11 protein-coding genes and 1 pseudogene are annotated in these 22,352 nt (G+C 66.0%); 6 read left to right on the top strand and 6 right to left on the bottom strand.

Going from position 1 to position 22,352, the window contains the following annotated elements; translation table 11 throughout:
* Positions 1-86: 86 nt before the first annotated feature.
* On the bottom strand, positions 87-1,070 hold the full coding sequence (locus ACD584_RS13115) for an SDR family oxidoreductase (RefSeq protein WP_076036225.1): 984 nt from the start codon (positions 1,068-1,070) through the stop codon (positions 87-89).
* Positions 1,071-1,243: 173 nt separating this feature from the next.
* Here ACD584_RS13115 and ACD584_RS13110 point away from each other — a divergent pair, with 173 nt between their 5' ends.
* From ACD584_RS13110 to ACD584_RS13100, 3 genes are all read left to right on the top strand, one after another.
* Positions 1,244-1,879 carry an alpha-ketoglutarate-dependent dioxygenase AlkB gene (locus tag ACD584_RS13110; protein WP_076036224.1) on the top strand — a complete coding sequence of 212 codons (636 nt, stop codon included), beginning with the start codon at positions 1,244-1,246 and terminating at the stop codon, positions 1,877-1,879.
* A 171-nt stretch (positions 1,880-2,050) separates the two neighbouring features.
* Positions 2,051-3,760 (top strand): FAD-dependent oxidoreductase, encoded by a 1,710-nt coding sequence (locus tag ACD584_RS13105; protein ID WP_076036223.1) that lies wholly within the window; start codon positions 2,051-2,053, stop codon positions 3,758-3,760.
* Positions 3,757-4,059, top strand: coding sequence for a UBP-type zinc finger domain-containing protein (locus ACD584_RS13100; RefSeq protein WP_076036222.1), 303 nt, complete (start codon positions 3,757-3,759; stop codon positions 4,057-4,059). Before ACD584_RS13105 ends, ACD584_RS13100 begins: the two co-directional genes overlap by 4 nt.
* A gap of 263 nt (positions 4,060-4,322) precedes the next feature.
* Here ACD584_RS13100 and ACD584_RS13095 read toward each other — a convergent pair whose 3' ends face one another.
* Positions 4,323-5,069: an EAL domain-containing protein gene (locus tag ACD584_RS13095; RefSeq protein WP_076036221.1), complete on the bottom strand. Its 747-nt coding sequence runs from the start codon at positions 5,067-5,069 to the stop codon at positions 4,323-4,325.
* 141 nt (positions 5,070-5,210) lie between these two features.
* Between ACD584_RS13095 and ACD584_RS13090 the strand changes: the two genes are divergently transcribed.
* From ACD584_RS13090 to ACD584_RS13080, 3 genes are all read left to right on the top strand, one after another.
* A complete protein-coding gene (locus ACD584_RS13090) occupies positions 5,211-5,849 on the top strand; it encodes an HD domain-containing protein (protein WP_050911904.1) in 639 nt (212 codons plus the stop codon).
* A 103-nt stretch (positions 5,850-5,952) separates the two neighbouring features.
* Positions 5,953-8,538, top strand: a complete 2,586-nt coding sequence (locus tag ACD584_RS13085; RefSeq protein ID WP_076036220.1) for an excinuclease ABC subunit UvrA — start codon at positions 5,953-5,955, stop codon at positions 8,536-8,538.
* A 531-nt stretch (positions 8,539-9,069) separates the two neighbouring features.
* The gene (locus ACD584_RS13080) at positions 9,070-15,219 is read left to right on the top strand and encodes a type III secretion system effector (RefSeq protein ID WP_012438997.1); all 6,150 of its coding nucleotides are present in this window, start codon (positions 9,070-9,072) and stop codon (positions 15,217-15,219) included.
* 385 nt (positions 15,220-15,604) lie between these two features.
* On the opposite strand, the pseudogene ACD584_RS13075 reads toward ACD584_RS13080, so the two are convergent.
* The 4 genes and pseudogenes from ACD584_RS13075 to ACD584_RS13060 all read right to left on the bottom strand — a co-directional run bounded on the left by ACD584_RS13075 (position 15,605) and on the right by ACD584_RS13060 (position 22,103).
* Positions 15,605-17,889 (bottom strand): annotated as a pseudogene (locus ACD584_RS13075) (glycoside hydrolase family 3 N-terminal domain-containing protein).
* 295 nt (positions 17,890-18,184) lie between these two features.
* Positions 18,185-20,467, bottom strand: a complete 2,283-nt coding sequence (locus tag ACD584_RS13070; RefSeq protein ID WP_076036219.1) for a xanthine dehydrogenase family protein molybdopterin-binding subunit — start codon at positions 20,465-20,467, stop codon at positions 18,185-18,187.
* The gene (locus ACD584_RS13065; protein WP_175611556.1) at positions 20,464-21,552 is read right to left on the bottom strand and encodes a xanthine dehydrogenase family protein subunit M; all 1,089 of its coding nucleotides are present in this window, start codon (positions 21,550-21,552) and stop codon (positions 20,464-20,466) included. The genes ACD584_RS13070 and ACD584_RS13065 overlap by 4 nt, the downstream gene beginning before the upstream one ends.
* Positions 21,525-22,103 carry a (2Fe-2S)-binding protein gene (locus ACD584_RS13060; RefSeq protein WP_076036218.1) on the bottom strand — a complete coding sequence of 193 codons (579 nt, stop codon included), beginning with the start codon at positions 22,101-22,103 and terminating at the stop codon, positions 21,525-21,527. Before ACD584_RS13060 ends, ACD584_RS13065 begins: the two co-directional genes overlap by 28 nt.
* Positions 22,104-22,352 lie beyond the last annotated feature (249 nt).

Here is a 22,352-nt window from a genome sequence, read left to right as displayed (position 1 = left end):
CGACGGCGCCGCACAACGCCGTGCATGCTGCCGCGCTTGTGTCCGCCACTGCGTTCCTGCACATCTGCTGGCCACGTGGACGTGCATCAACGCGCGCGCTTCGCGGCCAGCACCGCCACGGTTGCCAGCGCGGCCACCGCCGCGCCGATGGCCAAGGTGTTGCGCCCCGCACGTGCGCGCACGGCCGGGCGACGGCGGAAACCGCCATCGATACCGCCGGCGATGGCAGGTGGGCCAAACACATTGCCGCTGGAGCGGCCCACGCGCGGTGCTTGCGCGAAGTAACGCTGAAAGAAGCGGCTCATCGCACGTGCGAACAGGTTGGGTGCCAACGCATGGCCAACCCGCATGGCCTGCACGGCCGGGCCGATCACCACGGTATTGCGCGGGCGATCGAGCAGCCGCACCACCGCCTGCGCCACGGTACGCGTGTCCAGCATCATCGGCGGGCCGGTGACGCGGCGGCCCACGTAGTTGGCACCATGCGACAGCCCCGGCGTGTCGACAAAATACGGGTACACATCGCAGACATGCACCTTGGGGTGATCGATCAATTCCGCGCGCAAGGCTTCGGAAAACCCGCGCTGGCCGAACTTGCTGGCGCTGTAGGCAGCGGCGTAGGGCGTGGCGGCAAATCCGCCCAGCGAAATCATGTTGACGAACACGCCATGGCCTTGTTCGACAAAGATGGGAATGGCGGCATGCGCATCGTGCATGCGCCCGATCAGGTTGGCCTGCACCACCGCCGTGCTCGCTTCGATGGGCACCTCGTGGAAGGTGCCCACCGCACCCACCCCGACATTGCCGAACCACAGATCGATGCGGCCCAGAAAACTGCGCGCGCTGGTGGCCAGCGCCTGCACCTGATCGGCCTGTTTGACGTCGGTGGGCACCACCAGCACCTCGGCGCCGCGCGCACGGCAGCGCTCGGCGACGTGCTGCAATGCCTCTTCGCCACGCGCGGCCAGCACCAGACGCGCGCCGCGTTCGGCAAACGCTTCGGCGGTGGCCTGGCCAATGCCGCTGGACGCGCCGGAAATCACCACGTGGGCAGGATGTGTGCGATGCATGCGGAGGCTCCTGGGTCGTAAAGCGTCCATGCTTGATGCTGGCCTGTGAATGGCACGCGGCCATTTGCGTACCGCTGCGTGAAGCCAACCGGCACCGCACCCGTGGCAAAAGTTGTGCGATGTCATCAGCATCCAGTGCTGAAAATCACCGCCGCCATCCCCATCTGAGCGCAATGGATTTGTTCGATACACCGCTCGCGCCGCTGCAGGTGCTGGACGATGCCGAAGGCGGCGTGCGCTATTGGCCGCAGCTGCTGGCGCCCGCCGTGGCGCAGGCCGCATTCGCGGCACTCCGCGAAGGCGCCAACTGGCAGCGCCACCAGCGCACGATGTACGACCGCGTGGTGGATGTGCCGCGCCTGTTGGCCTCGTACCGCCTGGATGCGCCACTGCCGCCGGGCCTGCCGCTGCAGGCCTTGTTGGCCGCGGTGCAGGCACAGCTGCCGGCACCGTACAACGCGGTGGGCTTGAACCTGTACCGCGACGGCCGCGACAGCGTGGCCATGCACCACGACAAGCTGCACACGCTGCTGGCGCCGCACCCGATTGCGTTGCTGTCGCTGGGCACGCCGCGGCGGATGCAGCTGCGGGCCAAGCAGGGCGACACGCGCGCGATCGCGTTGGAGCTGGCGTCCGGCAGCTTGTTGGCGATGAGCCATGCCTCGCAGCTGACGCATGAGCACGGTATTCCCAAGACCACGCGCGCGCTCGGCGAGCGCATCAGCGTGGTGTTCCGGGTGCGCCCGCCCGCGCGCATGGCCGCCGGTCAGCACGGGCCGCACTGGGAAGCACTCACGCAAACGGACTGAACACAGGTGCGGCACGTGCGTGCATACCTCGCAACATATGCGCAGCGGCCGCGAACACCGCGCAGTTGCACTGGATGCCTGTGCCCGCACGCTGCCTATTTCGGGTGATTGCCATCGCCATCACGTCTGGCCATGCTTGCATGCACTTCCCCCACCCGATACCGCCGCTCCATGAGCCTGGCTGACACCCGTCACCATCAGATGTTTCCCGAGCTGGATACGGCGCAACTCGCCATCACCCGGCGCTTTGCCAGCGGCCCGCCGCGGCGCTTCGAGGCCGGTGAAATGGTGTTCGATGTAGGCGATGCGCACGCGCCGGTCTGGGTGGTGCTGGAAGGCGCCATCGAGGTGGTGCGCCGCGATGGCCTGGGCAACGAAAAACCCATCACCTTGCACACGCCCGGGCAGTTCACCGGCGAAGTGAGCCAGCTGGCCGGGCGCGCGTCACTCGCCGCCGGGCGCGCGGGCGAGCACGGCTGCCTGGCATTGCCTTTCGACACCGCGCATCTGCGCGCGCTGATGATCAGCTCGGCCGAAGTGGGCGAGGTGGTGATGCGCGCGCTGATCCTGCGCCGCGTGGGCCTGATTGAAGGCGATGCCTCCGGCTCGGTGCTGATCGGCGAACCCGACGACCCGCACCTGACCCGGCTGCAGGGCTTTCTCACCCGCAACGGCTATCCCAACACGGTGATGGATGTGTCCGATGAGGACGGCCGCGCGCTGGTGGAGCGGCTGGGCATCCAGGAACAGGACCTGCCGGTGATGGTGTGCCCCAGCGGGCGCGTGCTGCGCCAGCCCAGCGATGCCGAAGCCGCGCATTGCCTGGGCATGACGCCCGATATCGACCCGGATCACCGCTACGACGTGGCGATTGTCGGCGCCGGCCCGGCGGGCCTGGCCACCGCGGTGTATGCCGCCTCCGAAGGCCTTTCGGTGATCGTGCTGGACCAGCGCGCCATTGGCGGGCAGGCCGGTGCGTCGGCACGGATCGAAAATTACCTGGGCTTTCCCACCGGCATCTCTGGCCAGGCGCTTGCCGGGCGCGCCTACAACCAGGCGCTGAAATTCGGTGCAGAGCTGGCCATTTCGCTGGAAGCGGCCACGCTGGAATGCGGGCGCGAAGACGGGGCATTGCGGCTGGATCTGGCCGATGGCAAACAGCTGCAGGCCAGCACGGTGGTGATCGCCTCCGGCGCACGTTACCGGCGGCCGCAGATCGACCAGCTGGACCGCTTCGAAGGCCACGGTGTCTCGTACTGGGCCTCGCCGGTGGAAGCACGCCTGTGCGAGGGCGGCGTGGTGGCGTTGGTGGGCGGCGGCAATTCCGCCGGGCAGGCAGTGGCGTTCCTGGCGCCGCGGGTGAAGGAACTGCACCTGATCATCCGTGGCGAAGGCCTGGAAGCGTCGATGTCGCAATACCTGATCGAACGCATCGCCGCGCTGCCCAACGTGACGCTGCATACCGGCACCGAAGTGACCGCGCTGGAAGGCGACCCCGAGCGCGGTCTGCAGGCGGCGGTGCTGCGCACGCGTGCCGATGGCCAGACCCAACGCCTGGAGCTGCGCCACCTGTTCCTGTTCGTGGGCGCCGACCCCAACACCGGGTGGCTGCAGCAGTGCGTGGAGACCGATGCGCATGGCTTCGTGGTGACTGGCAGCGTGCGCGCCGAAGGGCTGCCACCGTGCCTGCCGCTGGAGACCAACCGCCGCGGCGTGTTCGCCATTGGCGATGTGCGCGCCGGTTCGGTCAAGCGCGTGGCCGCCGCCGTGGGCGAGGGTGCCGCGGTGGTCGCGCAGATCCATCAATTTCTGGCACACCAGGCCACGCCGGTGGCTGTCTCCGAACTTGCCAATGCCACGCAGGAGTCCGCGACCTCATGAGCCAGTGCACGCACCTCAGCCACATCCACCACGTCTCCCCCAGCGCACGCGGCTGCGAAGAGTGCCTGGCCAGCGGCAGCGTGTGGGTGCATCTGCGCCTGTGCCGCGAGTGCGGGCACGTGGGCTGCTGCGACGATTCGCCCAACCGCCACGCCAGCGCGCACTTCCACAGCACCGGCCACCCCATCATCGAAGGCTACGACCCGCCGGAAGGCTGGGGCTGGTGCTATGAGGACGAGCTGGAAGTGGAGTTGCCGGAGCAGACGCCACAGCTGGGGCCGATTCCGCGTTATGTGTGAGCGGCGCGTTGCGCCGCTGGGAATGGGGAATCGGGAGTGGGGAATCGGAAGGGCGTGGCTTGCGGTGGGGTATCTCCGCGTTTTGCTGCTCCGTGTTGACGGAGTCACGCTGATTGCGCCGCGTCTTCTCTCGGCGGGTACGTGCGGCTTTCCTAGCCGCATTGATTGACGCGCTGCGCGCACGCAGTCACGCATCGATGATCGTGGGCCGCCCGAGTGACTCATGCGCCGCATGCGCGGGCAGCGTCACCCGCGCTTGCACCTCAGTCCGGCCAATGCACCGGGGGCAGGGCGCGCAGTTGCGGGCGGGCGAACAAATAGCCTTGCTGCAGGTGGATGCCCAAGTCGCGCAGGGTGCGGTATTCGTCGGCTTCTTCGATGCCTTCGGCGATGACGGCGATGCCGAGTTCTTCGCACATGCGGGTGACGTGCCGCACGATCGCCTGGCGGCTGCGGTCGGTGTGGATGCCGCGGACCAGGGCGATGTCGAGCTTGAGCAGGTCTGGCTGGAAATCGGCCAGCAGGCCGAGCCCGGCATAGCCCGCACCGAAGTCGTCGATGGCGGTCTTCAGGCCGCGTGCCTGGTAGGCACGCAGGATGCCGAGCAGATGCGCCGGGTCGGCCATGTGCTCCTGCTCGCTGACCTCGAAGATGATGCTGTGCAGCGGCCACTGGTAGTGCTCGGTGGCCGCCAGCGTGGCGCGCAGGCAGTGTTCGGGGTTGTACACCGCGTTGGGCATGAAGTTGATCGACAGCAGCGCCGGCAACGCGATCGCTGCAGCGCATTCGATCGCCTTGATCCGGCAGGCTTGGTCGAACGCGTACCGGTTGCGCTCGTCCACCGCGCCGAGAATGCTCGCGGCCGAGGCACCGTCGACGCCGCGCACCAGCGCTTCGCCGGCGTAGATGCGGCGCGTGGCCACATCGACAATGGGTTGAAAGGCCATGGTGATGGCGGTGGGAAAGTCCTGGCCATCGCGGCAGGCGCGGCAAACGGGGAGAGTAGGCATCGGCGAGCAATCGTGCAGTGACAGACAACCCTAGTCCTATCGGCCGTACGGCGGTGTCTTTGAGGGACGATGTTGCAGGCCATCACCACCGCTGCCGTCGCGCTCGGCGATACTGCGGCCATCTTCAGGATTGGACGCCCCATGACCGCGCTCACCGAACGTTATGCCCAGGCCGTGGATTACGCCCGCATTGCCCACGCCGGGCAGCTGCGCAAGGGCACGCAGATCCCGTACCTGAGCCATTTACTTGGCGTGTCCACGCTGGTGCTGGAATGCGGCGGTGACGAGGACCAGGCCATCGCCGGCCTGCTGCACGATGTGGTGGAAGACTGCGGCGGCGGCCATGAGGGCTCGATTCGCGCGCAGTTCGGCGATGCGGTGGCCGATATCGTGATGGCCTGCACCGACGCCACCGCCGAGGACAAGGCCGACGTGGACAACACCGCCAGCGCCCGCAAGCGCGACTGGCGCGAGCGCAAGCAGTCCTACCTGGCGCATCTGCGCAAGACGCCCGAGCGCGCACTGCTGGTGTCCGGCTGCGACAAGCTCTACAACGCCCGCACCATCGTGCAGGATCTGGAAAACCCCGATGTGGGCCAGGACATCTTCAACGTGTTCACCGCCGGGCGCGATGGCACGCTGTGGTACTACGCTGCGCTGGAAGAGATCTTCCGCACCCGCGAGGCGGCCACTGCGCGCCTGTTCAGCGGCGTGGTGGCGCGCATGCAGGCACTGGCCGACAGCTCCATCGACACCGTGCCTGCGCACGCGGTGGCCTGACCGGCGCAGCGTTGCACTCACGGTGGATCGGGCACAAGCGCTGACGCGCGCTGCATGCGTGGCGCGCTAGGCTGGCGCACTGTCCAGTTGTCGGTTTGGTGTCATGTCCAGCTCAGCGTCTTCTCCTGTCCCCGGCCTGGTGCGTGTGCGCGGTGCGCGCGAGCACAACCTCAAGAACGTGGACGTGGATATCCCGCGCGATGCGCTGGTGGTGTTCACCGGCGTGTCCGGCTCTGGCAAGTCGTCGCTGGCCTTCGGCACCTTGTTTGCCGAAGCGCAGCGGCGCTATCTGGATTCGATCTCGCCATATGCGCGGCGCCTGATCGACCAGGTCGGCGTGCCCGAGGTGGATGCCATCGACGGCCTGCCGCCGGCCGTGGCGCTGCAGCAAGCGCGCGGCGCGCCGAGTGCGCGCTCCTCGGTGGGCAGCGTGACCACCATCTCCAACTCGCTGCGCATGCTGTATTCGCGCGCCGGCCAGTACCCACCGGGGCAGGAGATCATCTATGCGGATGGGTTTTCGCCGAATACGCCGGCCGGTGCCTGCCCCACCTGCCACGGCCTGGGGCGTATCTACGACGCCACCGAGGCCAGCATGGTGCCGGACCGCAGCCTGAGCATCCGCGAGCGCGCGGTGGCCGCCTGGCCGGGTGCGTGGCATGGGCAGAACCAGCGCGACATCCTCACCACGCTCGGGATTGATGTGGACGTGCCATGGGCCAAATTGCCGAAGAAAACGCGCGACTGGATTCTCTACACCGACGAGCAGCCGGTGGCGCCGGTGTACGCCGGCTACGACCTGGACGAGGTCAGGCGCGCGCTCAAGCGCAAGGAAGAGCCCAGCTACATGGGTACCTTCACCAGTGCGCGGCGTTACGTGCTTCACACCTTTGCCAGCACGCAGAGCGCGCAGATGAAAAAGCGCGTGGCGCAGTATCTGATCAGCACGCAGTGCCCGCAGTGCGATGGCAAGCGGCTGCGCCGCGAGGCGTTGTCGGTGACCTTTGCCGGGCTGGATATCGGCGCGTTGTCGCAGCGCCCGCTGGATGAGGTGGCCGAGCTGTTGCGCCCGGCCGCCGAAGCCACACCCGCCACGCAGTCCGCGCAGGGCAAACGCAGGCGCAGTGCCACAGCCGAACATCCCGAACAGGTGATCGCCGCGCAACGCATCGCCGAAGATCTGCGCGCGCGCATCGCGGTGGTGCAGGCGCTGGGCCTGGGGTATCTCACGCTGGAGCGCAGCACGCCCACGCTGTCGCCGGGCGAGTTGCAGCGCCTGCGCCTGGCCACGCAGATCCGTTCGCAATTATTCGGCGTGGTGTACGTGATGGACGAGCCCTCGGCTGGCCTGCATCCGGCCGATGCGCAGGCTTTGCTTGGCGCATTGGATCAGCTCAAGGCGGCGGGTAATTCGGTGTTCGTGGTGGAACACGAGGTGGATGTGATCCGTCATGCGGACTGGATCGTGGACGTGGGCCCGGCCGCCGGCGTGCATGGCGGGCAGGTGCTCTACAGCGGCCCACCGGACGGATTGGCGCAGGTGCAGGCGTCTTCCACGCGGCGCTATCTGTTCGGCGCGCCGCCACCGGTGCACAGCCACGCACGCACGCCCACCGCCTGGCTGCAGCTGCGCCGCATCACCCGCAACAACGTGCAGGCGCTGGACGTGGACCTGCCGCTGGGCGTGTTCACCACGGTGACCGGTGTGTCCGGCTCCGGCAAGTCGTCGCTGGTGAGCCAGGCGCTGGTGGAATTGCTGGCTGCGCACCTGGGCCAGCCGCACGCCGATGACGACGACGCGCTGGACCCACTCGAGCGCGATGCGCAAATCCCGTTGGGCGGCGCGATCGTGGCCGGGCTGGAGCACGTGCGCCGGCTGGTGCGCGTGGACCAGAAGCCGATTGGCCGCACGCCGCGCTCCAACCTGGCCACCTACACCGGCCTGTTCGATCCGGTACGCAAGCTATTCGCCGCCACGCCGGCCGCGCGTCGCCGCCGTTACGACCCGGGGCAGTTTTCGTTCAATGTCGCCAAGGGCCGCTGCGCCACCTGCGAAGGCGAAGGCTCGGTGCACGTGGAATTGCTGTTCATGCCCAGCGTCTACGCACCGTGCCCCACCTGCCATGGCGCGCGCTACAACGCCAAGACCCTGGAGATCGAACTGCGTGGCCACAGCATCGCGCAGGTGTTGGAAATGACGGTGGACCAAGCCGCCACATTCTTTGCCGAAGACGCCAGCGTGCTGCGTCCGTTGCAGGTGTTGCGCGAAGTAGGGCTGGGCTATCTGCGGCTCGGCCAGCCGGCCACTGAACTCTCCGGTGGCGAGGCGCAGCGCATCAAGCTGGCCACCGAACTGCAACGCGCGCAGCGGCGCGACACCGTCTATGTGCTGGACGAGCCGACCACCGGCCTGCATCCGGCCGACGTGGATACCTTGATGCGCCAGCTGCAAGGCCTGGTGGCGGCGGGCAATACGGTGATCGTGGTCGAACACGATATGCGCGTGGCCGCCAGCAGCGACTGGGTGCTGGACATGGGGCCGGGCGCCGGTGGTGCGGGCGGCCATGTTGTGGTGGCGGGTACACCTGATGTGGTTGCACGGCATCGCGGCAGCCTGACTGCTCCCTTTCTCGGGGCGCTGATCTGTTTGATGATAGAGGTCGCAGTTGGACGACAACGCGCCGTCTAAGTGTCAAGAAGGTTCGCTAGCTCGCGCAGAGTTTCGCATGTGCATTTCCGCACCGAAATAATCGAACTAAGGTAATCGGGACTAACCCAAGCTGGGTGTCTAGGGTTCTTAGGACACTATGTGCCCGCGCGATGTGCCAACTCTTCTGGGAGGGAGACGGGCATGTGCTTGATTGTGGAAGATGCAACGGTACCGGCGTCGGTCTGTATTGATCACGATGCTTATGTTTCGGCCAGCAGTGCGCGTGCAAACACCGCGCGCGATGGTCTAGATGGACCGCGCTGCGTGACTGTGCGCTCGGCTTGCGCAGCTGGGGACGTAAGCACTGCTTCGCCTCAGCGGTCGGATGCCTTGTGCATCTCCGGTATCGCAGCGGTTCGAATGCATTTCCAGCCAGCGATCGGACCCATGCATTTTCTGGCGTCGTGGATTCGCACGCCTGCTGCATAGCCGCGCGTGGGCGTTGCAGAGAATGCGAGATCGTCGTCAGTAGATGCCGATGTCTAGTATCCATATCTTTGGGCTATTCAAATGACCTTACCGGATTCGATCACACGTTCGAGTCAGTCGCGACAAACGCCAACGCTGGAGCCTGCAGAACCAGCGACGGCTTCACCGCAGAGTAGGCCTGCACCCGAGACTGCGGCCGACATCCTGGGCGCCTTGCCTGCACGGGCGGGGCGCAGGGCATCCAGTAAGACCGCCAATGCTGCGCTCCACGTGCAGAACGTTTCATCGCATGGTGGACGGCGGGCTCGCATGCACCTTGAGGGCGCGGCTGCCGCAGACGGCGATGTCACGAGCTTGATGGAGGCGTGTCTGGCGCGTCGGCCCGTCGTTCACAGCGAATCCAGTCTGGGTGGCGGTGGACGTCTGTTGCGCTACATGCCGGATCGTGACGACTCGCGCATGCCACGCAACGAGGCGTTCTTCACCACCATCCCCGGCTTGCTGATCGCAGCTCTTACCGTGCATCCGGCGGTCGAGCGCCGCACCGGTACTACGCCGACGGCCGACCAGGTCGCCAGTCAGCTGGCCGATCCGCCGATCGGCCAGCTGACCGGCATCTGGCAGGCTGCCGACGGGCAATGTTTCGCCCTGCGTGCCAACCAACTGCATCGTGTCGAGGCGTCCGGGCACTGGGCAGCCGTACCGCTGCCACCGGCATGTGATGCGATTGCTCATCTCTGCATGCTTGGCCGGCAGGCCGATGGCGGTGTGTACGTCCGTGCAGGCGAGCTGTGCTGGCGTGCCGGCAACGAGCAGATGTCCATCGCGGTGGGCCCGACGCCCGAAGGCGCCTTGCTGCGGTTCGATGCGGACGGCAGGCCATGCATGCTCCATGCTGGTGTACTGCGCCGCTGCGATGACGATCAGCCCGGCCGGGTCGTGGAACTGACGCGTCCGGTAGCTGGCGGCCCGGCCTTCGAGTCGACACCTGCGATGCCTGTGGATGTGTTGCCACTGGCGCATGCCGCTGTCTTGGTGCTTGATGACAAGGGACGTGTGTATGAAGCCGACATGCGCGGGAGCGGGCCGATTGTCGCGCGACGATTGACGTTGCCTCGCCCGATGGGCAGCGAGCAGGGCTGGGCGGTGACCTCCATGGGGTTGTCGACCGATCACAGCGTGCATCTTCTGCTCGAACACAGCGACGGCAGGCGCATCTCGCTGCAGCGGCCGGCAGGGCAAGCGCAGTTCCAGCCGGCGTTCATGCTGGATCGTCCGTTGTTGCTCATGCGCAGCGAGGGGCTGCAGATGCCTGCGGATGAGGCGATGCAGTCGCGGGTGGTGCTTGATGGGCACGCGCAACTGGGACATCTGGACGGCGTACTGCATTACTCGCCTTCTCCGAACCAGCCATGGGAGCGGCTGACGCTTCCCGGCGGCGCGCCGTTGACCGGCGTTGTCTCCCTGCATAGCGGTCCGCGCGGTTTTGTCGATCGTCGTCCGGTGTTCGCACTGCTGGCCGCACCGTCCCGATTGGTCGAGCTCAAGCTTCCCGGGCGCACCACCTGGCTGGCTGCTCATGCGGCGCCCAGCACACCCTCGGGTGGGCCGCTCGCCGTGGTGCCGGACGTGGTGGAGGTGCGTTGCCTGCCGATCGCCCGCTTCGATGAAGACATCGCGCAGGCGGCGGTGCATGCAGACCGCAGCGCTGTGGTGATGGCCGCCTCGGGGCGATTGATCAAGGTCGATGCGGATCGAAACAGCGGGGACGTGCCCGCGCTGGAAGGCGTTGTCGCGATCGCGGTGGGATTGGATGATGCCTTGTACGCCTTGAGCCAACCCGGCGATGGATCTGCACACGTGCACCGTCTTTCGCACGACCATGACCGGTGGGAGGCTTTTCCGGTTACGTTGCCGCAGACCTCGCCACTCCCGAGTGCGCTGCGAACCACGCGTACCGGACAGCTGCAGTTACGGCTCGGCGCGCAGTGGCACACGGTGCTGCCAGCGATGACCGGTCCCGACCGGGCCCGCTTGCCTGCACGCGTGGCTGCGCATGCGTCGCCTGATGACGTGGCCGTTTCCGGCACCCAGTCCGGCTCCAATGCACGGGTCAATCGGCAGCAGGCAAGCCGTCTCAGGACACCGGACCACGATGCGGCGGTCAGCACCACGTTGCTGGGGACCACCTCCACCGATCCACTGAGCCTGCGCTCGAATGCACGGGTGCTCGCACAGAGCGGCCGCGCGCAGGCCGCTGCGCTCGTAAAGGTGCTCACGGACGTTGCCGGTGGCACTGCGCGTGCCGTGGCCGGGTGGACTGGCGTTGGATACGCGCCCACCACGCAGCAACGGCGGCTCGCCCGTTTCCGTTCCGAGGCAGAGCAGGTCCTGTCTTTGGCGCTTGAGATGTTCGACACCTTGCCGGTACTGGCAGAGGCGCGTATTGCCGGTGCCGCAGGTCCGCACCAGCCTGCCGCGCTGTCGCAGAGCCAGCACGAACGACTTACGACGCTGCGTAAAACAACCTTGGCTGGCTTGCTGCGCGATCTGCGCAAGATCGGGTTCCGTGAGGGCGTTCTGGCTGCCGATTTCTCCATGGCGGATGGCGGGTGCACCCAGCGCGCGAGTTCGACCGCAAGTTATCGCGCCGCCGAGCTTTGGCGGCGGGCGCGTTCGGCCGTGATGCGCACGACGGTACAGAACAGCGATGACATGTTGCCGCACTTGGATCGTTGCATCGCTGCGCTGGCCGGCGGTGCGTCGCTGCATCCGCAGGCGTTGACCGCTATGGAGCATGCACAACTGGCCGAATTGCGCGAGGTCAGTCATCGGCTCAAGGCTGCCGGGGTCAGATTGCCGATCCGAAATGGTCGCGCCACCGATGCGTCGAGTGATCCGCATGCCCTGCGCAGTGCATGCCTGCTCGCAAGTCTGATGGAGTACAACGCGTTGCTGGATGTCGATGATGCGGCGGCGCTGGAGGCGGCCGACGCAAGGCAGCGGCAATCCGGGCTGCGAGCCCTGGCGAAGCTGGGTCTGTCGTCATGGCGTGAATTGGAGGCCTTCGACGACGTGGTGACCACCTTCCGCGAGGAAGTCGCCACCCCGGGGAGCGCGCGTCAGCTGCAATTGCTCAAGAGCATCGGCCTGTCGCCAGGCGCGGCCCCGGACGAAATGGCTGCGCGCATGATCGATGTGTTGCAGGACCTGTTCAATCGCAGCACGTTCTTCACAAGCAGAGTGCGCTCTGCCGAGCTGCGCGGCTCGCTCGGTTCTACGCAATGGATGGATCTCAATCCGGTCAGCGTCGGCATGGGCGGCGAAGCCATCCACGCGCTGGGTGTCGAACGCATCGGCGACTCGAAGGACGGCGATGCGGGACTGGTTGCCTTCTTCGTTCGGCATGCCAAAGCGACCGCGTCAGGGACGGCAGGCATACGCATTGATCTCCGGCCTGGCCCAGGAACCGGCGCACATGTCTACGATGCGGATCCTGCACGGACCTTGTCGGCGACGTGGGGCGGGGCGGCAAATCTCAGCGCAGGCGGTACCTACCAACATGGCGTGGGCGCAGCCGTCATCCTCTCGCCATCGACGATTCCTGAGTTCGCCAGGCTGTTGTTTGATCGTCATGATGACGATACCACCAAGCTATTGCGTGCAGGCGTGAACGAGGGGGCGATCGGGCTGGATCTGTTCGAAACCAATGCCAATGGATCGCTCAACGTCAACCTGACCTTACAGCCGCTCGCGGTGCGGCATTCTTACGGTCCAAGACAGCCCGTCGCACCCAACGCCGCGCCAGACGCAGCCGGCACCGACAACCCGCGTAGCGCAGTCTCGGCCTCCTTGCCGTTCAGCATGACGGCGCAGGCCGGTGTGCAATGGAGCCAGATGGAGCTGCATCTGGACCATGCGTGGCAAGAGATCATCGGACTCGAGTTCCAGGGCCGCGTCGGCCTCACTGCCGAGGTCAGCAGCGGCATCAATCTCTCGGGCGCATTGACGTCGGTGCTTGGCCGAAATTTCGCACGGCTGGTCAACGCGGTTACCGGTGCCGGCAATCTGCAGTTGGCCGGTGTTCGAGTGGCCTCCAGCGACGTGCAACTGCCGACCGATGCGCCATTGGACGATACGCGCACCGGTCCTTTGCTGGGGACCGCCAGCTACAAGCGCACGCTTGACACGCAAGCCGCCCAGCCGATTAGCCCGCAGGCATGGGACGCGATGCGCAAACGGCTCGAAGAGATCATCCCGGAGAGCATGGCCGAACTTGATGGAATGCGATATCCGGCGACACCTGGCGAGCGACGGGACGTACTGCTGAAAGCAATCGAACGTATTCAGGGGGCGCAGGCGCGTGCGATCGAAGCTGGCGCCTTGCTGGAGGGTCCGGCGCTGGCACAACAACGTGCGTGCGCCGAACAAGCCACCCTTGCCGAGGCGTCCTCGCTATGGAAGGGCGGCTCGCCCTCCGAGCGCGCGGCCATGGTCGACCTGCTGCACCAGTTGCGGCAAGAGGACGCTGCCGCCATCCAGCAGCGTGCGCGCATCATTCCTGGCGCACGTGTGGAGATCAACATGTTCGGGCGCGAATCGCTCGACGCGGTGGTCAGCCATGCCATTGGTCATTACGCGCTTGGCGAGAAAATGCGCGACGTTGCGGAGCTGCGTCGCAAGATTCCCGGGCTGGGCGAGGTATTGCAGAGGTTCAAGGATGTTCCCAACGTGAATCAGGTTCGCTTCGTGTTCGAAATGCGGCCCCAGGCAATTGTCGCGATCAACGACGCGCTGGAGGTCAAACAGCACGCGCAGGCTGCAGCCGCACTGGGATTGCGGGAGCCCGCAGGTGCAATGGCCTGGCGTGATGCGCTCGTTGCCGCGCAGCGGTCGCCGGATCTCTACCGTCTGGCGGCTATCGCTGTGCACAATACCGACGAAAACCCGGTGACCAGTCGCGTCGGCCTGCCGCTGCTGAATGTGGCAGCTACGGCAGTGTCGTCGCACCAGCTGTTCGAGGCAGAGATCCAGTTCCGTTATGGGCTGTACGATCGTATCGAGGGCGCCGAAGTGCTCGAGGCAGGAGTACGTGCACTGCGACAGTCACTGGACCCTTTGCAGGTGGTGGGTGTGCAGGCGCTCGGGCAACGTCAGAGGGCGAACATTCCCTCATCCGTTCCGGCCTCGCCGCGCGGCGAACGGCCCAGGCTGAAGGAAGCGCGCGACCTGGAATTCGAACGCCATCTCCAGATGGGCGTCGTGCCGGTTGGCCCACACCTGCGCGCCTTGACGCGCGACCTGACACGGTTCGAGGAGCAGACCCAGCGCACCGTGGCACAGTATCTGGCACACGACGCTTTAGCAGATGCAGTGAGTGGCGCACAGGCCAATGTAGGCGAACGCATCAATCAATTGTTGGCCAGGCTTGCACCTGCAGACGACGGCGTGACCGAGGCAGCTATCACCGGATCAGGCCTGCATCGTAGGCTCGCTTCGCTGCAGGCCTGTCGCGATGCTGTGCATCAGGCAACCGATGCGCTGGACAAGGCATACGACGACTTCCGCACCCACATGGACGCCAGTCGCGCCGAGAACAGGGACATTGCGGCGGTTCAACATGCGTTCGAATTTCTACAGCGCGCTGCCGAGTGCGATCACACGCTGGTGTCTGCAGTCGACGTTCTCTTGCGTCGGACCGCAGAAATATATGAGGTGCAGGACCGAGAGCTCCGGGATATGGACGACAGGCTGGACGACTTGCTGCCGCGTCTCGATGGACTGGGCCAGGCCTCTGAGCTGGAGCGCAGGGCTTTTGAAGATGCCGAACAACGCCTTGTAGAGGTCCGGAACGAAGCGCTGCAGGTATTGGACAGGCATGCTGGGGGGACGGACGCTGCAAAAGCGATTGATGCGGAGGGCAAGGCAGAGGCCATCAAGACACTTGAAGATGCGATGAAGGACGCCTTGCAGCAGATGGCTGCGACCCGTGATCGCATCGCAGAGCTCGTGTCGTTGAAAGATAGTCTTTGCGCCCGGCTGGCAGACGATGTCGGGGCGTTGCGCGACATCGACGAGCATACACTTGCCGCGCGATCGGTCGTGATGCAGGCGCGTGATCTGGGCGCCGGTGCGCATGCCGCAATAGTGGCCATGCTGAAGGAATTGTCGGATGACGATGCCCCGGGCCAGGACGTCGCCGGCAGCCAGATCACGTCGGGCCAGGAGTAACCGACCACCCAGGCATCGTGCAGTTTCAATCAGCTGTGTCGCTCCGCAGCGCAACGCTGCTTTCGCATCATCAGGCATGGGACTTCAGGCCGCTTGTCCCACGCTGGGGGAGCATGCCTTGGCCGGCGCCAATTGTCCGAGCCTCATTATCCGATACATCTGGGATCGCGCGAGCGGTGCGCTTCGTCGAGCCGATGCGAAGTTGATCGTCGCATCAATACGTGTCACGGTGCGCAGCCTCTGTTCCGTGCGCGCCAGATGCGCGTTGAATGTCTCCCGCATCTGCGCGGCAGTTTCGCCTGTGTCAGGCAAACGCTGGAAGTCGAGAATCGTGGTGACGTAAGGGAGAGAGATCCAGGCCGCCAAACTGAGCGACGCAGAGCACTCACTCTAGCAGTTCAAATCTCGCAGAAACGCCTGCAGCTTCGGCCGATGGCGCCACCCACACATCGAACACGCCGGGCTCCACGGTTGGCTGCAATGCCTGGCCGATAAACAACAGGTCCTCACGGCGCAGCACGAACTCCACCGCCACGCTGCCGCCTGCCGGCACTGCAAGCTTGCGAAAATCCTTCAGCTCGCGCACCGGGCGGGTGACGCTGGCGCTGCGGTCGCGGATGTAGAGCTGCGCCACTTCTTCCGCATCGCGCGTGCCGCGGTTGTGGATGCGCGCGCTGATGCGCAGGCTGCCGGTCGCCGTCATCCGCGTATCGCTCAAGCGCAGCTCGCCGTATTCGATGCGGCCATAGGTCAACCCGTGGCCGAAGGGGAACAGTGCGGTGTTGGGCACCGTTCGGTAGTGCGTTTTATACGGCTCCAGCACATCCGGCTGCGGATTGGGGCGGCCGCTGGAGGTGTGTGCGTAGAAGTAGGGCACCTGGCCTGCCGCGTGCGGAAAACTCACCGGCAAGCGGCCCGATGGCGCACGCGTGCCAAACAGGATGTCGGCTACCGCAGCGCTCGCCTCCGAACCCAGGAACCAGCTGACCAGGATCGACGCGCATGCGAGCACCGGCCCCTCCAGCGCGAGTGCACGGCCGGTGCTCAGCAGCACCACGACCGGCGTGCCGGTGGCGATCACGGCCGCCAGCAATTGCTGCTGTACCTCGGGAATGCTGATCTCGGTGCGCGACTGCGCCTCGCCCGAGTAGCTCAAGGGTTCACCGATTGCCAGCAGCGCCACATCGGCATTGCCAGCGGCTGCCACTGCCGCCTGCACCCGCCCGGCAGCGTTTGATCGAAGCCGCAACCGTCCTCCACGCGCAGTGCAGTGGGGTCGTCCAGCGCGCCCGACAGTGCAGCGGCCAGCGTGTTGCGGTTGTCCTCTTCATCGAACAGGCTCCACGGCCCGGCGTGATTGAGCCAATCGCGCGCCATTGGCCCGATCAACGCAATGCGCTGGCCGCTGCGTCGCAATGGCAACAGCTCGCCGTCGTTCTTCAGCAACACCACCGATTTGCATGCGGCTTCGCGCGCCAGTGCCAGGGTCTCGGCGCGGCGCTGACGCGACTGCGCGAGCCTGGGCCGGATGCGCCGGAACGGATCGTCGAACAGCCCCAACGCCGCCTTGAACGTCAGCACGCGGCGCACCGAGGCATCCAGCCGTGCCATCGGCACCTCGCCTGCGGCAACCAGGGCAGGCAGGTAGCGCAGATACAGGCCGCTTTCCATGCTGATGTCCACCCCGGCCATGAAGGCCAGCCTGGCCGCCTCGCGGTCGTCGGCTGCAACGCCGTGCGCAACCAGTTCCTGGTCGGCGCTGAAGTCGGACACGACCAAGCCTGGGTAGTTCCACTCCTGCCGCAGCACGCCATCCAGCAACCACACGTTGGCCGTTGCCGGAATGCCCGACAGTTCGTTGAATGCCGCCATGGTCGTGACCGCACCGGCAGCGAAGGCGGCCTGAAACGGCGGGGAATAGACCTCGCGCAGCGTCCGCTCGGAGACATCTACACGGTTGTAATCCAGCCCTCCTTCGGCCGCGCCGTAGGCGGCGAAATGCTTGGGACAGGCTGCCATCGCATCGGGATTTGCCAATCCTGCATCGCCCTGGAAGCCGCGCACCCGCGCCTGTGCGAACAGCCGCGCCAGCAGCACGTCTTCGCCAGCGCCCTCGACGCCACGGCCCCAGCGTGCATCGCGGGCGATGTCCACCATCGGCGCGAAGGTCCAGTCCAGACCCACCGCACTGGCCTCCATGGCCGCTGCGCGCGCCGTGCGCCGTGCCAGGTCTGGCTCGAAGCTGGCCGCTTCGGCCAATGGCACGGGGAAGACGGTGGTATAGCCATGGATCACATCGGCGGCGAACAGCAACGGAATGCGCAGCCGGCTTTGCAGCGCTGCCTTCTGCAGTTGCTGGTGCCAGCGCACGTTGGAGCCATTGAAGACCCCGGTCAGCCGCCCGGCCCGGGCCGCAGCCAGCTGATCGTCCCCATCGGCAGAGCGTGCAAGCGGGTTGGCGACGATCGCCTTGCCATCCTGCTGCGCCGAGCTGAACATGCTGAGCTGGCCAGCTTTTTCTTCCACGCTCATGCGCGCGATCAGTGCGTCGATGAAAGCAGGCGTGCGCACCGCCCCGGACGGCAGCGCCCAGCCGGTGGGAATGCGCGCGAGCAGGCCTAGCGCGGCGGCGCCACCCAGCAGCTGGCGCCGCGTCGTGCGTGGAGACATGTGAGGATTCTTGGGTGGAGTGTGTGTGCACGCTACAGGATGGGCGACCCCGGTAACCAGACTGCTTTCGCTTTCCGCGCGGTGACAACGCAGAGGCCTGCAGATCGATCACGAACCGGTCATGCACGTCGGTGTCGTGCACGCGCGCTGGATGGACGTGCGGTAGCGCAATACGCCTAGATGTCTACCAGTGACGAAAATGAAACGGACCCAGTGCATTCGATGCACTGAGCCCTGTCGTACCCCATCAATTGTCGGTTGCGTTGTGCATTGCAGGCACATCGCCCCGCGTTCGTCAGTCCGCCATCACCTTGTCTGGCGTCATCGGGGTACTGCGGATGCGCTTGCCGGTGGCATGGAAGATCGCATTGCAGATCGCTGCCGAGACACCGATCAGGCCGATTTCGCCAACGCCTTTTGCGCCCAGGCTGCTGACGATGCGGTCGTCCTCGTCGGCGAAGATCACATCGATGTCGTGGATGTCGGCATTGGCCGAGACGTGGTACATCGCAAAATCGTGATTCATGAAGCGGCCGAAGCGGTGATCGGACTGGGTGTGCTCGTGCAGCGCCTGGCCGATGCCCCAGACCACGCCGCCCACAATCTGGCTGCGCGCAGTGATCGGGTTGAGGATGCGACCGGCCGCAATCGCACTGACCACGCGGGTTACCCGCACCGTGCCCAGCTCTTCGTCAACGCGCACTTCCACGAACACCGCGCCATGGGTGGCACGGGTGTAGTTGCGCTGCTTGAACACATTGGGCAACAGCAGGAACTTGTCTTCGATCTGTTCCAGCTGAGCGGCACGCAACAGCTCGGGCAAGGCGATGGTGGTGCCGGCATCGGCGCGCAATGCCAGCGTGCCATCGGCGAAGACCACCTCGTCCAGCTTGGCCTTGGTAAAGCGCGAATTCGGTAACGCCTGGGCCAGCCGCAGCAGCCGTGCGCGCAGTTTCCCGCATGCACCATCCACCGCCGAACCTACCGTGGTCACATGCGACGAGCCGCCTTCGATCGGTGCGACCGGCAGTGTGGAATCGCCGAGCTGGAAGGTGACCTGTTCCAGCGGCAAGCCCAGCGCTTCGGCGGCGATCATCGCCATCACCGTGTAGGTGCCGGTGCCGATATCGCTGGCGGCGCTGCTCACTACCAGGCGGCCGTCGGCATGCAGCACCGCGTGGGCACGCGCAAACATCTGCATCGCATCCCATTGCCCGGTGGCCATGCCCCAGCCAACCCATTCGCGCCCCTCCTTGCGCGCGCGCGGCTGCAGCGGCCGCTGTGCCCAGCCGAAGCGCTCTGCGCCTTGCTGGTAACACTCGCGCAACGCCTTGCTGGAATAGGGCTTGTCGTCGGCGGGATTGACCTCGGCATAATTCTTCAAGCGCAAGGCAAGCGGATCCATGCCGATCGCGTAGGACAGCTCGTCCATCGCCACTTCCAGCGCATGCACGCCGTGTGCAGCGCCGGGCGCGCGCATATCGATGGGGGTGTACTGATCCAGGCTCACCAGGTTGTAGCCCAGGTGCACGTTATCGCAGGCGTACAGCTGCCCGCTCCAGTTGACCACCACCTCCACGTAATCCTCGATGCGCGACGTTTCGGCGATGGCTTCATGCCAGATCGCGCGCAGCGTGCCGTCGCGATCGGCACCGAGCTTGAGCCGCTGCACCGTTTCCGGGCGGTGGCCAAAGGTGAACATCTGTTGCCGCGTCAGCACCACACGCACCGAGCGATCCAGCAGGATCGAGGCCATCACCGCCAGCGCCAACTGGTATTGCGGGCGCAGGCCGGAGCCGAACGCACCGCCCACGTACGGGTTGCGCACGGTGACCTTCTGCTTGCTCAGCCCGAACACGTGCGAGACATACCAGCGGCTGTTCTGCGAGCCCTGGGTCTTGTCGTAGATGGTGAAGTGGCCCTCCGCATCGCGGATCACCGTGGAGGCGAACAACTCCATCGGGTTGTGGTGTTCCACCGCGCTGTAATAGTCGGCCTGGATCTGGTGCGCGGCGTTGACGAAGGCCGTGTCCGGCTCGCCCTTGTCCTTGGGCGGCGGCGAAAAGCCGGCCTTGAGCGGCTTGGGCTTGTGCATGCGGTCCAGGTTGGCCATCAGGTTGGTGTCGTGCGGCTCGCTGGCGTACTCCACCTGGACCAGATGCGCGGCATGGCGCGCAGCCTCGAAGGTTTCCGCCACCACCAGCGCGATCGGCTGGCCGCTGTACAGAATGGCGTTGTCGTACAGCGGCCGGAACGGCGAGCCGGCCGGTGCGGTCATGTCCTTGTAGAACAGGTCCATGCCGCGCATATGCGGACGGTTTTCGTGGGTCACGATCTCCAGCACGCCGGGCACCGCGCGTGCGGCCTCCAGGTCGAAGGCGACGATGCGGCCCTTGGCAATGCTGCTGTTGACCACCACCCCATACGCCAGGTCGGGCACCGGCCATTCGGCGGCGTAGCGCGCCTGGCCGGTGACCTTGGCGCGCCCATCGATGCGCGGCATGCCGGTGCCAGTGGGGCGGTGCCCGGTGCCGGGGTCGGCGACCGGTGCAATGAGCTCGTCGGGGCGTGCGTTCATGGGGAGTCCTCCAGCGCGCTGGTGCGCCCGCGGTTATCGATGGTGCCTTCGCGCGCGACGTCGAGTGCGCGCACGATGGTGCGGTGTGCCAGCGGAATCTTGAAGGCGTTCTCCCCTTGCGATTGCGCGCCCTGTAGCAGTGCATCGGCCAGTTGCGCAAAGGTGTGCGGCGTCGCCGGCATGCCAACCACGCGCGCTTCGGCCTCCGGCAGGCGCCAGGGCTTGTGCGCCACGCCGCCCAGCGCCACACGCACGGCGCGGATGCTGCCGTCGTCGGCAAGCTCCAGCGCCGCTGCGACCGATGCCAGCGCAAAGGCGTAGGACAGCCGCTCGCGGATCTTGAGGTATGCACTGTGCGCCACGAAGCGCTGTGCATCCGGCAGATCGATATGCACGATGAGTTCGTCCGGCTGCAGCGTGCTATCGAGCTCCGGATGCTCGCCGGGCAGGCGATGGAAATCCGCAAAAGCGATGTCGCGCGCGCCATTGGGGCCCTGCACGTGCACCACCGCGTCCAGCGCCGCCAGCGCCACGCACATGTCGGAAGGATGCGTGGCAATGCAGTGCACGCTGGCGCCCAGGATGGCGTGGTATTTGGTCAGGCCACCAATTGCCGAACAGCCGGTGCCGGGCGCACGCTTGTTGCACGGCGTGGCGCGGTCGTAGAAATACACGCAGCGGGTGCGCTGCAGCAGGTTGCCGCCATTGCTGGCCATGTTGCGGATCTGTGGCGAGGCACCGGCCAAAATCGCCGCGCTCAGCAACGGGTAGCGTGCCTCAACCTCGGGGTGATAGGCGGTGTCGGCATTGCGTGCGAGCGCACCCAGACGCAGACCGCCCGCATCGTTGGTGGTGATCTCGCCCAATGGCAGGCGGTTGATGTCCACCAGCTGGCTAGGCCGCATCAGCTGCAGCTTCATCAAGTCGGTGAGATTGGTGCCGCCGGCGATCAGGCGTACCGGCGCTTCGGACGGGACTGGCTGCGGATCAGTGCTGCGCGTGGCGATCGCACCGACTGCCGCGTCCACGCTCTCCGGGCGTGCGTAGCTGAGCGGAATCATGCCGGCACCGTCCCTGGGGTCCACGGGGTGTCGGCCGACTCGCTGCTGTCCGAGGGTGTGCCCAGTACTTCCATCACCGCATCGGTGATCTGTGGATAGGCGCCACAGCGGCAGATGTTGCCGCTCATCAATTCGCGCACCTGATCACGATCGCGCGCCTGGCCTTCGTTGATCAGGCCCACCGCCGAACACAACTGCCCGGGTGTGCAATAACCGCACTGAAAGGCATCGTGGGCGATGAAGGCGCGTTGCAGCGGATGCAGCTGTTCGCCTTCGGCGAGGCCTTCGACGGTGGTGATGTCCGCGCCGTCCTGCATCACCGCCAGGGTGAGGCAGCTTTTGATGCGACGGCCATCGACCAACACCGTGCAGGCGCCGCATTGACCGTGGTCGCAGCCCTTCTTGGTGCCGGTGAGATCGAGACGATCGCGCAGCAGGTCGAGCAGGCTGACCCAGGCTTCGAGCTGCAGTTGATAAGGCTGACCATTGATGCGCAGCGCCACCGGGTAGGTGGGCGCAACAGTGGTGGCAGTGGCCGGTGCCGTGTCACGGGCTGCGGCGGGAGTGGCATTCATGCGAGCCCCGTGGCGATGGCTGAGAGGGCCTTCACCTTGACCGCGCGGCGGTCAACGCAGGGTGTACGCAGCGCGGTGGTGGTGTTCACATCGATGCGATGTTTGACGCTGAACTGTGCAACGCAACGTGCAACGGGCGGCAGGCCGAGCTCGCCGTTTGCATTGCACATGGGGAGGCTGGAACTGAATTCGTCAGCTGCGCGTTGTTGCGTTCTACGCCAATCGCACGGCGTGCGACAGCGGTCTCGG

This window comes from Xanthomonas sp. NCPPB 2922, from assembly GCF_041520885.1.
Taxonomy (GTDB): Bacteria; Pseudomonadota; Gammaproteobacteria; order Xanthomonadales; family Xanthomonadaceae; genus Xanthomonas; species Xanthomonas campestris.
Note: the sequence above shows the minus strand (reverse complement) of the source record. Positions and strands in the feature narration are given on the sequence as shown.